The organism is Mesorhizobium sp. B2-7-1, assembly GCF_006440735.1.
In the GTDB taxonomy this organism is placed as follows: domain Bacteria; phylum Pseudomonadota; class Alphaproteobacteria; order Rhizobiales; family Rhizobiaceae; genus Mesorhizobium.
This window is the reverse complement of the sequence record NZ_VFUA01000008.1, coordinates 42,375-58,335: the sequence shown is the minus strand read 5'-3', so window position 1 is coordinate 58,335 and position 15,961 is coordinate 42,375. Positions and strand designations below refer to the sequence as shown.

The window sequence follows — 15,961 nt, the reverse complement described above, 5'->3', positions numbered from 1 at the left end:
ATTACGGATACCCACATTGTCAAATACGCCTGATCCTGCTGACACCAAAACAGAGCGCTTTGAGTTGCGACTCTCCAGCGATTTGCTAGTTCGGGTTGACGAGTGGCGTCGCAATCAGCCTGATCTTCCTACTAGATCGGAAGCGTTCCGCCGGTTGGTGGAGGCAGGTCTAGCATCTCGATAATTGGCGGCCGGCGAAGCCGATCTCGCCTATCAGTCGTTGGGTACAAACTGTTGTCGGCCGAATAGTTACTTTTGACCGAGAGAGCATTTGCCCATAGCGAGTCGGATTGCTGCTATCGTCACCGACTATTGATCGAGAGCGTCTCGAGGCTGTGGAGCTGAAAGTTGCGAGATACGCGATCGAACTAAAGTCCGGCAGCGATGAGTTCGCCCAGGAACTTACCACCAATAGCGATCCGGTCCGCAGCATCGATGGGCTATCGGCCGAAACTTTCGCGATCGACAGCAGGTCATTGGTAATTCCGTATTGTCCGGCTATGGCGAGGTAAGTGCTATTCTGCGCCACATCCTCTGGCGGAATCACTCGGTAACCGTCGGGAACACACTGGATCTTCGTTCCGCTCCTGGTCAGCACCATCAACCGCGGCATGTGCGCGTAACCGTTGAACCGGTCACGTACGAAATCGTCGGACGCTGCAGCCTGCTTGATGATCGCCGAAAGAAACGGGTCGCGGTAATTGCTGTTAAGCTGCGTTTTATCCAGCATGCAGAGGCCATAGCCCAATTCACGGTCGTTGCCGACGTAGATCCCCGAATTGCCGTCGCGCATGATGGAATATTTGACCAGATACCAACGCCAGTCATAGCCACTCGAGGTTGGAGCGTTTGCCAAGTAATTGGCGACCACACCGTCCAGCACGGTCTTTGGCTCGTTTGTTGACTGAGACAGGCAGTCGAGCAGGATCGCGAGGATATAGCGCGTCTGTTTGGCGTCCTCGCGATTGCCGCGCGTCAATACTTCACGCCAGGACGTCGCGTTGTCCTTGGCGCTGCCGAAATAAAACCGCGCTCCCTTCAGTCGGCTGTAGTTCCCCACCGCCAGGAGGGCCGCCGTCAGAGTGGGCCACAGGGCTTTGTCCGAGAAGCAGCTCTCGAATTGTGCGGCGCGAGTGTTGAAGGTCGCCGCATCGACATCGAGGTCAAAGGCGATCAAACAGCCGCGCAACAGGGCATGATCCTCGAGGCGCCGAAGGGCGGCCTCGATGGCCGGTTCCCGCTCGATGGCGGCGACCTTGTCATTCTCGTCCCCGACCTGCCCGGAATTGAACGTCGTCAGCCGCAAGGCATTCCTAACGTCAGGCTCGCGGACAAGAGTCTCCACGTCCTTGATCAAGCCGGGCATATTTTCGAGGCGCAGTTCGTTGGGCGAGGCCTCAATCAGATTGCGCAGCATGCGCAGCCGCCGCGGGAAGTCGGCCGTTTCCTCACTACGATGGGTGACAAAGGCATGCAACAGCAGGGTTTCAGGCCAGCCGAAGGGCCGACTGCCCACGCGTCGCGCATAGCTGTCGCAACACTGCTTGAACAAGTCCACCTCATCGCGGAACATCGGCAGGCCCCCGGTCGGGTCCGCCGTATTGCCGCGCATATGCGACCTGAAATAGGCGGCAATATCGATATCGCTCCAGATGTCGATGGACTGGGCGAGCCAGTCCAGATTGTCCGCAGCCGCCGGATTGTTGGCAGGCCCGAACAATTGCTCGGCCAGCTTGAATGTGTCTTCCAAGGCAAATTGTCCCTGGCGCCACAACGCGATCTCCATAACGAATTCGAGGTAACGCAGCATCTCCTCGTCGATGAGATTGTCTCTGCCGCGGTAGACTCAGAACAAATCCGACCAGGTCGTGTCCATTTTTCGGGCGAATTCACCCGCCCTCGGTAGGCTAGTCGTGATTTGCTCAAGCCGCGCCTTGAAGTTTTCGAATGGCGTTAGCGGCTTTCCTCGTGAATTCATCTTGATGTAGAGCGCATTGCTCTCGACGGCGCCCTCAAGCGGCAAGACGTGAAACGATACCGCAGGCCGTGCCTTGTCGGTCAAGCGCGCCCATGCCTGTTCGAAATCTGCGCCGGCGAAGTGCGCATGGATCGTGTCAAGCATCCGGAGCATGGATTGCACGGTCGGATCATGGTTCCAAGTATGCAGATACCAAGCTTGGTCGGTCAGCCATTCCGACACGGTATATGGCCCGGCAAAGGCATGTCGGCCCAGCAACTCGCAGAACAGTTCCGCCGTCGGACGGGTGGAATAGCGGAAGCGCGTCCAGCTGTCATCCGGCGATAGCCGCCCGGTGCGAGACGCGAGATACCAATGCAGCAGAAACAGCGTAGTCAGCCTCTGCTGACCGTCAAGCGGCTTCAGCGTGCCATTGCCAAGGTCGCCATAAACGAAATCGAGACTAATGGGATGGTCCTCGATGATTGCCTTATGGAGGGCCTCGACGAAGGAACCTCGGATTTGAACCGCCGTGCTGTCGCTACGCCCCTGTGCATAGTCGCGCTGGATGAGGGGCACCTCGACCTGATCGATCTGAGTTCCGCCCTCCCGCGTCTCGAACAGGTGCGCATAGGAGGTGATGAAGCTTTCGCGCATCAGACTGTCTCCTTGAGATAGGGACCGAGGAGATCTACGAGCGCCGCGAAGTAAGCCTCGCGATCCGGCAGGCTCCAGAAGTAGGGTTTGCGGGCCCCGTGATCGCCGAAATATTTAAGGAATACCTGCCGCGTGCAGACGGGGATATAGGCGCCTTCCTTGTCCATCGCGAGCAGGTCCTGCCGCTTAGCCTCAAAGGCTGAATTGCTCAGCACGCTGTTCTTGCCGCTCTGCAGCAAGGCTAAATTGGCGATGCCGTGCATGTCATTTGCCATGTTGGCAGCGCCCACAGCCTGATCCGTGGCGGTGAGCAGGTCGATTACAGCGACCGAAAGCCGCTGGAACACCAAGTTGGTGACCGGCCGGGACACAGCGTCCAATTCAGCGAGCAGGTTGTCACGCTGGTTCAGCAGCTCGTCGCTAATCGGCAGGTCGGCCAGTACCTTGTAATGAAGCGCGAGCCAACTGTGCCACTCCTCCTCGTTCCGCAGCACGTCTGAGTTCTGGGCGTGGATATTCTCCAGCGACCAGCTTTCGCCGTGATGCGCCGCAAAGGGAAAGCGCTCGCCCGACGTGTCGCGGCGGCGGGTGGTCTCGACATTCATCAACAACAACGCCTGTTGGGCTTTCTTCCGACTGGCCCCGCTCTCGTAACTGATCGCGGAAAGCGCTTTGCGGCTGAGGTCGAGCTTTTCGACAATTCGTCTGACCAGCGCTTGGGTGAATTCGCTGACCAGCTTGCCTCGCGCCAAGGCAAGTATCTCCGCAAAGTTGTCTCCGCTGGCGATCAGGAAGCCGATCCGGTGATAGAGGTGATGATCCTCGAACCAGCCCAGCACGCGGGCGTGCAATTCCACCACCTCGTTCCAGAAGTCCATGGGATCGCGCGTGATTGCATCCCTCAGCCTCTCGAAGGTCTGGCGCTGGCCATGCTGTGCATCCGGTAATTGCTGTCGCTCGGCGAGCGTATCGAGCAACAGGGTGATCCGCGTGGGGTAATCGTCGCCCTGCCGATTGGAGATGAAAGCCCAGATGTCGGAGCGGCGCAGATCGCGCTCGATGCCGTCCCATTGCGCGGCTACCGAAAAGGCGCGGTCCGCACGATGTTGAGGCCCCTGTACCTGCGTCAGCAAATGCGCCTTGACCAGCTCAGCATCGGTAAGCGGAATACGCCCGATGTTCAGCCGCGCAAACAGTGCGATCGGGTCCTCTTCGGCACCCGTCTCATACCAGATTACCTCGACCCCGTCCTTGAACCAGATGAACAGCTTATCGGCCCGTTCCTGCTGCTTATGCCCGTCCGGGCCGAACCAGGCTTCGATTTCCGCATAGGCCGCGTAGAGATAGTGAAAATCGATATTGTCCGCGGCTCGCGCACTGTCGGGCGCATTTAGGAATTCACCGCTCTTGTCGCGCGTGTCGTAGACAATCGAATATCGAGGGCCGAACTTCTTCAGGCCCGATCTCTGCATGAAAAGATAGATAAGATACAGCGTTGTCAGGCGTTGCTGCCCGTCGATCAGCTCCCATTCATTCTGGGCGATGGCGCGAACAACGATCGGCTGCAGCCGATACGGTGAGCCTTTGCTTTCCCAAATGTCATCGAGCAGCTGGTGGACTTCGTGCCGGCCCCAGCGATATCCGCGCTGATAGGCGCAGATTCGAAAGCGCCCCTCTATATCCCCGACCTTCATGGTCGAAAGGGCAGTCGTCATTGGCGCCTCGTCGTCAGGCATTTGGTCTGGTGCAAGCATTAACAATTCTGGCTAAGCCCATTTGATGATTGTTACTTGGTGCGGCAGCGTTGAACTAAATTGTGCCGCCGTCCGATTCATTTGTTGCGTAGACGAGATCAGAAACGGATTGGCAAGTCACCAATTTTTGCCGGACCGGCAGAAATTTTTAGCGTGTTGACGCAGTCCGCTTGAAAATCTCTCGCCGTGATCTGCGCAACGAATGAAGCGAGGCGCACTCCGGACATTCAGTCCAAGCCCGGTGCGCTTTCCGTGTTGGCAATGGATGACCGTCATGGATATGCTTGGCCTGCCGGTCTTGCCGCTGAAAACGGCCAGCGGTCAGCGCGGTCATTCTGTCAGAAAAAGGGTTCTCGATGGCTACCGGGACAGTGAACTAGTTCAATTCGCAAAAGGGTTTCGGGTTCATTCAGCCTGACCATGGCGGCCCAGATGTGTTCGTGCATATTTCGGCCGTCGAGCGATCCGGCTTGCGGGGCCTCAATGATGGTCAAAAGGTCAGCTACGAATTAGTGCAGGACAAACGTTCTGGAAAGACGTCAGCCGGCGAGCTACGGACGATCTGATGGAGGCTGACCGACTACACCGCAGTCGGTCTCATCCCTTCCACATTGTCGAGCGCAGAAGAGCCTGCATTTGCTCCGGCAAGTCGAGTTCGCCGCGCACCTCGATCTCCAGAAGATATCGGGCCTTGGCCAAGCGATCGCTCTCTCCGGCCGCAGGATACGCGCAGATTGCCAGCAGCGCCTTTTCCTCTTCTCGGCTCGCCCTGTCCTGACCGCGGCTGCCGCCGCCCCTTTCGTGGACGGACTTGCCGAACGCCGCATATGCTGTGCTGTGAGCCTCAACCAGTGCCCGCAGTTCGGTGGACAACTCTTGCTCTCGGCCCGGTGGCTCCGTAGCGAGAGCCGTTGCCGCGACCGTCGAGGCGACAACGGCACTGCCAGAGTGGAAAAGCAAGACGCGGCGATTGATCCTGGACGTGTGAACTCTCCTCTTCGCTTCATGACAGGCAAGATCACGTGTCGTAGAAACCACCGACACCATAGCACGTCGGTACGCGCATTCTTGTCAGGATAGACGCCGCGCGTGCAATGGGGCCAGCTATGCGACTTCGGTGAAGTGCCAAGCACAGCCAACAGAAACCCTCGTCGACAAGCGCCGCGATAGAAGCTTGGACGCGGGCGACGTCGGTCCTCATCCGATCGCACGACGAGGCAGCCGCGTCGGCGACATGGATCGCCCGTCGGCAGTCACAGCGAGCTAAGTCCGCGAGGCTCTGACATCACAGCCCCATCAACTTTAGCGCCCTTCTCCCTAAGGCCACTTCAGCGGGCGGCGTGCTGTTGCCGGGCTTAGTGCCTTGTCGAGCCACGCATCGCAGCCTCCGGACGCTCCCTCCTACCGGCTTCGAACCTTGACGGTCATGGCTCGGAGAACCACACATTGCATTAAGTCACGGTAACCACGAAGAAATCGACATCGCCGCAAGGTGCAGCACATATTCGGACATTGTGAAATGTCTGACTAACTTATTGAAAACAAACAACCGTCAGAACGCGCAATGTGCGGGCTTTTATCTTGCCATCCTCCGGTCGTGGCGCGCGCCCCCCCACCGGCGTACTCCATGCCACGCCAGCGCCCGATGGAACGCGAATTGCTGCGCAGCCGGTCATGGGGCGGCTCCCTTGTCGTCGCGTGCGATGAAGAGCCCTTGCCACGCAGGCGCAAGACGTGCTCGGGGCGTCTCCGGGACGGATGATCAGGAGCCTACCTGGCGGCAGCGAGTCGATGCTGGATGTGTGGCCGGCGCGCACGACGAAGACCGCTGCTTCGTGCCAGTCGAGCGGCTGGAAAGCCACCCCACGCGATCTTCGACGGACGTTCGCCGCGTAGCGCCAGCGCAAGCGAAGCGACGTACTTACGCGTCTCGGCCGGCAGCGGACGGCCGGTCGCGCGGTGTTCGTCGTAGCGTGCCGGACCGGCATTGTAGGCTGCGAGCATTGCGGCGACCTTGCCGTAGCGGCCCCACAGTTCGCGCAAGTAGGCGGTGCCGGCGAGGATGTTGTCATGCGGGTCGTACGGACCGCGGCCGAGGCTGTAACGAGCCCGAAGTTCGGTCCACGTGTCGGGCATCACCTGCATCAATCCGATGGCACCGGCCGACGAGACCGCGCGCACATCGCCGGCGCTTTCGGCGCGCATCACGGCGACGATCCAGGTCGCTGGAATCCCGAAGCGGCGTGACGCTTCGGCAATATGCGCGGCGTTTGGATGCGCAGAGGTCGTGCGCACCGGGACGGATACCTGTGCAACGCCCGGAAGCGTTGCACCCGTCGCGCAAGTTAGGCCGGAAAGAAGAAGGAGGACGATGATGCGGCGCCCGCCGCACCTCCAAAGACAAGGTCGACGCAAGAATGGGCATGGCTATTCCTGCTCTTCGCGCTTCTTCTGGCGCGTCCAGTGCAGGTCCCAATCGCGGCCGTCCTCGTCCCATTGGAACAATCGAACGCGAACGGAATGCGGGAACATCGGGTCGTCGAGCACGACGGAAATGAACGAGCCGGCGTGGTCGCCCGTGTGCTTCCAGCCCACCCCGATTTCCGGTCTGTCCTCGTCGCCGAGATGGACGGGGTAGGCCGGGGCGTTCTCGACGTCGGCGTTCTCGTCCGGAACAAAAGTTATTTCGAGGTCGAGCGAGACGGTGCGGACGCTTCCGGAATATCCGGATGAAGTGCGGGTGAAATGACCGATCTGCGGCATGGGAAGGCTCCTTGCGTGTACGGTGGAAATGACGCGCGCCGGGCAACCACGGCACACAATCGCCTCGCGTTCACCGAGTTGGCGCGCGCCATTGGAAGCGACCGTCGCCGTCCTCGTCGGCCCACAAGGGGACCGCTCGTCCGATGATCCGGTCAGTTGAACTCAGGCCGAAGTAGCGACCGTCGAGACTGTCGCGAACCTGCCAGTTCATCAGGAAAACTGCGCCGTCCGGGATGCGTTTGCAGCCCTGCCAGGCCAGCAGGTCGCGGCCGGCACGATCACGGTCGAGCGCTGCCCCGACTTTGAGGCCATCGACCGTGATGACGAGGCCCTTCCGGCAGACTGTCTGTCCGGCGACCACAAGAACGCGTTTCAGGAGCGGCACGCCTTTGAGCAGGTAGCCGCGATCCGCGAGGAAAGTAGCGAACGGCTACGGCGGGTCGACGACGACCAGATCGGTCACCTCGATCGCGGCGACCGGCTCGATCGTGTAGAAGCTGATGGGTGTGCTGGCGGATGCGTTCCAGATCAGTTTGGTTGGCACGACCGATGACGCGCTTCGGCACCGGTATCGCACCGATGCTGAACGCCGGAAAGCCCCGCCCGGACCAGCCGGGCGGGGGACTTTGTGTCGTCATTCGCCGTTGCGGCGGGTAGGGCGGGACCAGATGAGGCTGTAGCTCTCGCCGTCTTCGTCCTCGACCAGGTTGGCGTAGATCGGGGCGGTGAAGCTGGGGTCGTCGAGCTTGAGGCCCAGGAACGGACGGCCCTCGTTGGACTGCTTGCTCCAGGCGGCGCCGATCTCGGCTCGGCCCACAAAGATCCGGTGGCTGGGGGCATTCTCTCCGCTGGAGCGGGTGTCGGGGGTGACGCGGACGTTCTTGGCCTGGACCGAGAGGGTGACGATTTCGCCGGTGAATTCGTTGTTGGCGGTCTTCTTGAAGGTGCCGATGGTGGCCATGGTAGTTCTCCTTGGTTTCTGGCTCGAGCCCGCACGATGTGGCCTCGATGGCGATCGTCCGGCCGAAGGCGATCGACGGCGCACCCCAAAGGGGCCTGACGGCAAAGGAGGAACTATCTTGTCTCGCGAGGAATCCCGGCCTGTTGGCCGAGAGGGGAAGATAGTTTCGACGGCGCTGTTGCGCTTTAGGCGATCAAGGCGAAGCCGGCCTTCGGACAGATCAAGCCAAGAGAGAGGCCGTACTGGAGCGGTCTTGCGGCACCTAGAGCGGGATGAGATTAGTTTCGGTCATATCCGGAGTTTTCGAAGTAGTGTGAGCATTCTGTCGGTGTGATGCGGTTGAGAATTTGGCCGATCGCGTCGCAGACGGTGTGGACGGTGCGGCTTGCTGCCTTTCTCAGCCAGTGCTTAAGTTTTGAAAAGAGCTGTTCGATCGGATTAAGATCGGGCGAGTATTTCGGCAGGAAGAAGAGCCTGGCGCCGGCGGCGCGTATGGCGCGGCGCACCGCCTTGCCTTTGTGCGAGCCGAGATTGTCCATGATGACGATGTCGCCCGGCCGGAGGGTCGGAGCGAGAACCTTCTCGACATAGAGGAGGAATCTCTCGCCATTGATCGGTCCGTCGATCAGCCAAGGCGCGTCGACCCGGTCTTGGCGCAGCGCGGCCAGGAAGGTCATGGTCTTCCAGTGGCCATGCGGCACTTTGGCCTTGATGCGCTGTCCAACCGGCGCCCAGCCCCTGAGCGGCGACATGTTGGTCTTGGTCCAGGTCTCGTCAATAAAGACCAGTCGCGCCGGATCGATCCGGCCGCGATACTTCGTCCACTGCATGCGCCGTCGCGCGATATCGGGACGATCCTGTTCGACCGGCGATCAGCGTCTTTTTTTGTGACTGAGCTTCTCGGCATGCACGAACTCCCACACCGAACGGTAGTCGACCCTCAGGCCACGCTCGCCAAGTTCGGCCACAAGGCCGCGCAAGGTGAAGTCCCTGTCGTGACAGCGTTCGATCAGCCAGTCGCGCCACGCTCCCGAGAGCTTCTTCGGTTTGTAGCCGCCGACCTGACGAGGTGCAGCACTGCCAGTCTCCTCGACACGCTTAAGCCACTGAATAGCCGCGCTGTAGCTGACGCCAAACCGAGCCGCCGCCGCGCGTCGCGAGAGCCCTTCCGTCTTGACCGCGGCTACAACCCACTCGCGAAGGTCCATCGAATAGGCTGCCATCCATGCTGGCCTCCTCCCAGCATGCATGTTGAATCAGAACTGCGATGATTTGGGAATCCCACGACTCTCACAAATCTCATCCCGCTCTAGGGACCGAGGTAAACGCGGCAGCCGCACGGTTCTCATCCGGACTGGCGCCATCGGGAAGATCGCGCCATTCTCCCGTGAGAGGACCGGCTCTCGCGTTTGATACTGGCGCCATCGCTTGGCAGCGCTTCCACTGATCATAGGCTAGTCCAGCCACCCATCACAGCCATCAGACATCCATGGAGTGACCGATGCCGACCGTGTCTCGCGCAGAGCTATATGAGCAAGTCTGGAAACGACCACTGATAAAGGTGGCCGCCGACTACAACATCACCGGAACCGGCCTCAAGAAGATTTGCGCGCGTCATGAAATACCGACGCCGGAACGTGGCTATTGGGCGAAGCTCCAGCATAGAAAACCGGTCCGGCATCCGCCCCTCCCGGACCTCAGCGATGAACGTCTAGCTAAAATCCACATCATGGGCGCGATCAATCCGGACCTTTCCAAGGAGGTGACCGAGGCGAAAACGCGCGTGCGCGAGAAACTGGCGGAAATTGCGAAGGAAACAACGCCATCAGACGGCCCGAAGAAGACCGCTGACGAAGCGACGGCAGATGTGACCATACTTTCAGCGACTCTTCGGACCATCCGAAAAGCACGCCCTGACGGTGAGGGTTTCGTATCCGCAAAAGGGAGAGGAGTCGTACCGCTCAGGATTGGTCCGCCTGCAATAGAACGGGGCATTGCACTGCTAGCCCAATTCTTTTCGCTCGCTGGCACGCAAGGCTATATACCCAAGGCAATCGACGACGGGCTGGTTCTGGTGATCGATGATGAACCCGTTACATTCGCTCTTGAGACACCAGTAGATCGCAATCCACACCAGCCAACCCCCGCCGAGTTGAAAGAGCAGGAACGGAATGCGCGTTGGAATATGGCCCGGGAGCCCTGGCCCAAGTATGACTATTTTCCCTCGGAGCGGCTCTCGATCGTTATTCACGCCAATGCATATTCCGGGCTACGGCGCAAATTCTCTGACCGCCGGTCCAAGCCGCTTGAACAGAAGCTGCCGACGGTTTTGGAGGCTTTCGCCCAGCACGCTGTCTTCGCAAAGGAACGTCGGCTAGAGCAGGAGGAAGGTGCGCGACAATTCAAGGAGGCAGAGAGGCTTCGCCAGTTGGAAGAAGCTTTCGACGCACGCGAAAAGCATCGCATCGAGTTCTTCGAGGCAGTGCATCAGCGCATCGCGGAGCGTCAGAAATTGGTAGAGATTCTCGCGCACCTGAATTCAGCCGCAGATCCCAAATTTCCAAATGCTGAAATGATCGGGTGGCTGCGGCGCAGGATCGACCAGCTGAGCGCGCTTATCAGCCCTGCATTCTTGAATATTTCCGCGCGCGCAGCGAAGGTTGAATTTGCCGAGCGGCCAAAAGGAACTGGCATCGATCCCTACGTCTACCATCCCCCAGTGTCTCTCCAATACTGGTCGATAGATGACGCTGCCGGACAGGCGCGATCAATTAGTGCGCTGCAATGGATCAAGAATGGCGGTTTGCTGAGTTCGGCGGAGAACGACGAGCGGCCAGACTGATGGCTGCTTCGTCCAATCTGATCTCTAGCGAGGACTCGCGCGCCGGTTCCGAAAGTCATAGGGCACGAAGCCAAGCTTTTTCGCCTTGTCGGCAAAGTTGTCCTGGATGCCGGTGCCTGGGAAAACGATAACGCCGATGGGCAGGAGATCCAGGATCGCGTCGTTGCGCTTAAACGGGGCGGCCCTGCCGAGCTTGGTCCAATCGGGGGCAAATCCGATCTGCCAACCTCGCGGCTGTCGGCCCATTCGGCTGCGATCAGTTCGGCGCCCTGGGGGGACTTGCCGTGGATGAGCACCATGTCGGGGTGCTTCGCGAGGACCTTGTCAAGCACCTTCCAGATGAGTTGATGGTCGTTGAAGTCGAGGCCTCCGCTGAGGGCGATTTTCGGCCCTGCCGACATCATGACCTCGGTGCCAACCCCACGCCGAGCGGCGAGAAAATCGTGGCTATCGGCGGTGAGGTGCCGGTGGTTGACCATCGACCCGGAGCGTGGCGCCAGGCCGAGCCCGAATGCCGTTCGTAGTGATCGGCGGCCTGATCGCGCATCAACTCGAAAGCGTCGAAGGGTCGCTGCGCGTCGAGCAGGTCGGGTGACGCGGAGAGCCGAGCCTCAGGCCGCTTCGCGCCGGATCAAGCGGCTATTCAGGAAGTAGCTGGATCTCGATTGAACGGCGCTTTGAACCAATACTCTCGATCAGGCCCGTGCCATTTATCGCAGAGTTGACCAGACGCATCGTGATCCAACACGCGCGTGGCTTCAACTGGATTGACTCCCAGTTGCATGAGCAGCGCGCGGGAAGCCTGATAGTATTCGAGATGAGGCTCGAGAGAAAAAGGATCCTCTTTGGTGCCATCTCCCGAATAGTCCAGGCTTGGGAGGAACGCTTCCTGGAAATGACCAAACATCTGTTGGGCGATGCGGTCTGTCGCCGCCGCCGCCGTACCCCCAAAAGCTGCGGCATGCTCCATGCGACCGGATGCGATGGCCGCTGCCGACAAATGATCCATCTATTCATTCCAGGTGCAGAGGCGCTCCAGTACGAGCAATCCGGTGTAACGAGAATGAGCCCTCAAATCCGCGGCCCGAAGCAGGAAGTCCATTCCGCGGCACGATCGCGCATGCATCGCGGCGGAGGATAGGGCATATAGCTTGTGGAACCGGTCATTTTCCCCAAATGCTGCCTCCACAATATTCTTCAGATTCAGCCAGGCTACGCGCACACCGCCTTGCTCACTCATGATCCAAGCACGCCGCTCTTCTCTGGTTTCCTTCCCCTGACTAGCCAGAAAGTTAGCTAGGGCGGTTTCGGCCTGTCGGCCGAATTCCGGGAGTAACCGATCCGCTTGAATCTCGGTGGCCGCTGTGTCTAGTGCCGATCCAATTTTGGCCGGGAGCCAGACAGCAAGCGCTCGATGCTCGATCAAGGATCGGACGCAGAGTGGTATGGCCAAACTGTTTCCTTGCACGATTTGTCGTACAAGCTGCACTTTGAGGGCTGCTGCCTTGGCTCGATCGATCAGCATGGCGAGTTGGAGGCAAAGGGCATTGAAGCGTAGCCATCGAACCTGATCGGTTGGGGCGGGTGCGCCAGCCGGAAACTCGGAAACGACATTCTGCTCGGCACGCCTAGCAGCAGCGAATCCGAGAATGTCAGCAGCACGAGCGCCCTCCCATGTTCTGAACGCGAGTTTGTGCGCGTCTGGAGGTCCTAGAGGCTTCCGGGGCAGGCCTTCGATTAGGGGGACTGCTGCGGGGTCACGGAGAATGGCCTCCAAGTCGTTCCTTTCCGTTGCGAGCCATTCGACCGTAGCGGGCGCCTTTATCACCTCGGCTACCATGTCGTTTTCCGCCGTTCGTCGAAGCTCAGGCAGGATGTCGGACATGAAGCGACGAGTCGTACGCTTCCAAGATTCGGACGGACTCAAGCCGTGGGGTAAGGTACGAGCAACTAGCTTCTTCTGCGACCAAGAAAGCGCGAAGAATGCCTCGTAGACCGTCGCAACTGCCTCCAAGACCAGCCTCGCGGCCGCAGAACGCTCTGGGTAAAGGGCAACGATGTGGCTTCCATAGTTTGGATGGACGTAACTGTTGAGCGCGGCACGCGCCCTTTCCAGACGAGGCATTGCCTTTGCTGTCGAACTTAGGGAAGGCCAACCCACCCCCTCGATGATCGTGTTCATGGAGAGACCGGCAAGCGAGGCCCAAGCAAATGAGACAAATTGCTTTACGCGATCCTCGTCTTCTTTCACCGTCGATCCCGCCAGAACTGTGAGCCTGTTCGCATCGATGTCGAGCGCATGGAGACGGATCGCTTCCTCACACAGCGTCCGTAGCACGAGCGCAGCGAATAGGAGATCGCCGGTCGCCGAAGCATCTAGAAATGCGTGCTCAAGAAGCAACCAGCGCGGCCACGCCGCAGCATGGAGAACGGGACTTACCATGTCATGGATGCGTCGGATGAGGCGTGGTCGTGCCGCGACGTCCGGGGGAGCTTCGCCCTCCGCCCATGCGTGCAACGCACGGATGGCGACGGCGAGATTTTCCTTGTCCGGGCTCGTGGCCGACCACAGTGGTATTCGGTGGTTGCCCGCTCGGCGTTGCCGCAAAGCTGCGTCAGCCGCTGCTAGCAACTCGGGCATCCCCTCGATGGGCAGCCACGAATCGCGCCAAGTTGGGAAAACCAGTGGGTCCGGCATAACGTGATGAGCCTCAGGAAGCGGAAGGAGGGAACTGGTATTTTTGCGCGAAACCGCTTGTGCGCGTCAACGCGAGGACTACAGCCCTGGCTGCAGCGAATCAGCATCGATCGTCGCCAGCCGACCTCCCAGCCTTGCCTCAGTCACGCCGCACCTTCACGCGAGGCGCCGAGTGCCGGTGCGGTAAGCCCGTCAACGCGGCTCAGGATTTTGAGGTACCGGTCGAGGTGTCAACTATCCGACCGACGGTAGCTCGAAGGGTAGGACGAACTGCCCATCTGGGTCGGCGTGTAGGCTCGCTCGAACGCTCGTAACGCCTAGTCCTCTAAGCCTATCAATCGTGTCCTCGCGCAGAATTCGATTCCCGACCCACCGGCGCCGCCAAGCGGCTGCCAAATCGCGGGCGGAAGGTGCTGCAGCTTCGGGAACGCCGAATCCCATGAGCGCATCTCGCGCGTGCGGACTGAGTTCACAGCCATAGAAAATGCGAGGAGTGGCGTGATGCAGGATCGCATCGCTCTTTAGGCCCAGGGCGTCCAAACCTTCTCGTATCTGGCGTAGTCGCGGACTCGTTCCTTCACCGAAACGGTTATTAACGCGCCGGGAGTCGTGACGGGCAATTGCCATGCTGCGCAACGCATGCGCAGTCTCCCTCCCCAAGTGCAGGGTGCCGAAACCCCCTGTCAGGCTCTTGCCGATTGCTCCCCAAGCCACGTCGAAGGGCAACTCCGAATGGTCATCGGCTCGAAGAATGAGGCGGTTGTATTGGCTTGAGCCGACACCATACAGGCTCGTGGTGGTCAGAATCCGCAACTTTGCCGGCTTTGAGATCTTCCGTCCCGCCATCTGGGACGCGATGACGCTCGTTTGGCCGCCATAGCGCTTGGCATACGCGTTCCGGACCTCGGTCGAGGTGAGAAGCAAAGCGACCAGCTTTCCGCCCAAAAGCTCGTTGTAGGGGTGGACGGCCCCGCAGACCGACACATCGGCAACCTCGCTGGAGAGTCCAGCCTTGCGGAACTCGGCAAGGGCAATGTCAATGGCGCGCTGCCCGTCCTTGCTCCGGAACAATTGGTCAAGCGCTTCGAACGGCTTACGGGACAGATGCGCAGCTTGAAAGACGCTCTTGGCGAACAGCAACTGCGCCAGGCCTTCGGCCCGCTTTCGGACGAAAAGTAGGTCCTCTGAAGCACCCTTCCAGTCGGAGTCTGGCCGGGCGAACTTCAGATCGCCGCGGTAAGGCTTCACCCGACCGTGCTCGTCGTGGTGATCCTCATAGTGGTCCTTCAACTGCTGTTCTCGCGCAAAGGCCGCTCCCGCTGCCTTCTGCTCAAGACGAAACACCACCGTTTCCGAGGGGTGAGCAATCTCTTCCTTCCTGGCGAGATCGTCCCAGCGGATGGCCTTAATCGAGTCGGCGATGCGCTTGCGCACGGCCTTGGCAAAGCCAATCGGCTCCCACTCGCCACTCTGCAGTTTTTCCTCAGCGGACTCGCGCAGCCATCCGATCCAACGATCCCTGGTACCGAGCCGCATCACCGGGCTCGCCAGCATGGCGATGCCCATGATCGGGCGATTGGGTCGGGCGGCGTTTCGGATCAGGACAAGCATTTGCCGTCCGGGCACGGAGCGGTACTCATGCGCCCAGGTATGGCGGAAATACCGCCAGATATCGATCAATCCGAGGCCGGTATCGCGGCACTTTGCGCCGCTTTCGCAAATCTCGACGACCGGATCGATGATCGTGGCCAACGCCTGATCCCGCTCGTCGGCCGGCAACGCTGCCACCTTCTTGAGGGCCTTCGCGAGGGAGGCGCCATCGTCGATAAGATCGAGGACGGAGGTCCGACCCTGTGGCCGCAGCGTCGATCGCTCCATCCTTTTGAGGAATTGCCGGACGGACGGCTCGCGCAGTTGGCGCAGACGGGCCGTCTGCAGCGCCGCGCGCACGCGGGCCTTGACGTCCTCAATGCTCTGTTCGCCGCTGCGCTTGAGGCCGGGAGGCTCGAAGATGATCCGATCCTGTTCGACCGCGACCTGCCAGCCCTGTTCGCACAGATCGGCAACTAGCAGGCACAGCGCACGCAATTTTACGCTTTCGCCGTCGTCAACATAGCGACGGGCCAGGGCGCGCAACTCGTCCGCGAAACCCCGCGGCAGATCTCCGCTGATCCTCAGGGCCTCATTGAGCTGGCGGCGCTCGTCCGGTGCCAAAAATGGCGAGAAAGCGCGCTGCCGCCCTGGGCCAAAGAGTTTATCGTCCGCCGACACAGCAACTCCAAGAATCGAACGGGCCGCGTGGAGCGGCCCGCTTACTCTATCGCAAAAT

At 60.1% G+C, this 15,961-nt stretch carries 10 protein-coding genes and 5 pseudogenes; 2 read left to right on the top strand and 13 right to left on the bottom strand.

The window, feature by feature from the left end; genetic code table 11:
- Window positions 1-169: 169 nt before the first annotated feature.
- From FJ471_RS05370 to FJ471_RS05360, 3 genes are read right to left on the bottom strand one after another with little or no spacing between them, the layout of a single operon-like run.
- A complete protein-coding gene (locus FJ471_RS05370; RefSeq protein ID WP_140802121.1) occupies window positions 170-1,810 on the bottom strand; it encodes a hypothetical protein in 1,641 nt (546 codons plus the stop codon).
- A gap of 36 nt (window positions 1,811-1,846) precedes the next feature.
- Window positions 1,847-2,614: a DUF262 domain-containing protein gene (locus FJ471_RS05365; RefSeq protein WP_140802120.1), complete on the bottom strand. Its 768-nt coding sequence runs from the start codon at window positions 2,612-2,614 to the stop codon at window positions 1,847-1,849.
- Window positions 2,614-4,329: a DUF262 domain-containing protein gene (locus FJ471_RS05360; RefSeq protein WP_210241997.1), complete on the bottom strand. Its 1,716-nt coding sequence runs from the start codon at window positions 4,327-4,329 to the stop codon at window positions 2,614-2,616. The genes FJ471_RS05365 and FJ471_RS05360 overlap by 1 nt, the downstream gene beginning before the upstream one ends.
- Before the next feature lie 395 nt (window positions 4,330-4,724).
- On the opposite strand from FJ471_RS05360, the pseudogene FJ471_RS05355 reads away from it, so the two are divergent.
- Window positions 4,725-4,934: pseudogene (locus tag FJ471_RS05355) on the top strand (cold-shock protein).
- Window positions 4,935-4,965: 31 nt separating this feature from the next.
- On the opposite strand, the gene FJ471_RS35195 reads toward FJ471_RS05355, so the two are convergent.
- From FJ471_RS35195 to FJ471_RS05325, 6 genes and pseudogenes are all read right to left on the bottom strand, one after another.
- On the bottom strand, window positions 4,966-5,241 hold the full coding sequence (locus FJ471_RS35195; RefSeq protein WP_246684619.1) for a hypothetical protein: 276 nt from the start codon (window positions 5,239-5,241) through the stop codon (window positions 4,966-4,968).
- 1,020 nt (window positions 5,242-6,261) lie between these two features.
- Window positions 6,262-6,793 (bottom strand): annotated as a pseudogene (locus FJ471_RS05345) (lytic transglycosylase domain-containing protein); the annotation flags it as partial.
- A 2-nt stretch (window positions 6,794-6,795) separates the two neighbouring features.
- Window positions 6,796-7,131 carry a DUF736 domain-containing protein gene (locus FJ471_RS05340; RefSeq protein WP_140802119.1) on the bottom strand — a complete coding sequence of 112 codons (336 nt, stop codon included), beginning with the start codon at window positions 7,129-7,131 and terminating at the stop codon, window positions 6,796-6,798.
- A gap of 70 nt (window positions 7,132-7,201) precedes the next feature.
- Window positions 7,202-7,708 (bottom strand): annotated as a pseudogene (locus tag FJ471_RS05335) (S26 family signal peptidase).
- A gap of 57 nt (window positions 7,709-7,765) precedes the next feature.
- Complete coding sequence (locus tag FJ471_RS05330; protein ID WP_140802118.1) at window positions 7,766-8,092, bottom strand: DUF736 domain-containing protein; 327 nt, start codon at window positions 8,090-8,092, stop codon at window positions 7,766-7,768.
- 278 nt (window positions 8,093-8,370) lie between these two features.
- A pseudogene (locus FJ471_RS05325) lies at window positions 8,371-9,315 on the bottom strand (IS630 family transposase).
- Between the two features lie 278 nt (window positions 9,316-9,593).
- Between FJ471_RS05325 and FJ471_RS05320 the strand changes: the two are divergent.
- Entirely contained in the window at window positions 9,594-10,934 is a 1,341-nt protein-coding gene (locus FJ471_RS05320) for a hypothetical protein (protein WP_140802117.1), read from the top strand.
- A 24-nt stretch (window positions 10,935-10,958) separates the two neighbouring features.
- On the opposite strand, the pseudogene FJ471_RS05315 reads toward FJ471_RS05320, so the two are convergent.
- The 4 genes and pseudogenes from FJ471_RS05315 to FJ471_RS05300 all read right to left on the bottom strand — a co-directional run.
- Window positions 10,959-11,508: pseudogene (locus FJ471_RS05315) on the bottom strand (DUF2493 domain-containing protein); the annotation flags it as partial.
- 69 nt (window positions 11,509-11,577) lie between these two features.
- On the bottom strand, window positions 11,578-11,943 hold the full coding sequence (locus FJ471_RS05310; RefSeq protein WP_140802116.1) for a hypothetical protein: 366 nt from the start codon (window positions 11,941-11,943) through the stop codon (window positions 11,578-11,580).
- Window positions 11,944-13,632: a hypothetical protein gene (locus FJ471_RS05305; protein WP_140802115.1), complete on the bottom strand. Its 1,689-nt coding sequence runs from the start codon at window positions 13,630-13,632 to the stop codon at window positions 11,944-11,946.
- 234 nt (window positions 13,633-13,866) lie between these two features.
- Complete coding sequence (locus FJ471_RS05300; protein ID WP_246684618.1) at window positions 13,867-15,903, bottom strand: Druantia anti-phage system protein DruA; 2,037 nt, start codon at window positions 15,901-15,903, stop codon at window positions 13,867-13,869.
- Window positions 15,904-15,961 lie beyond the last annotated feature (58 nt).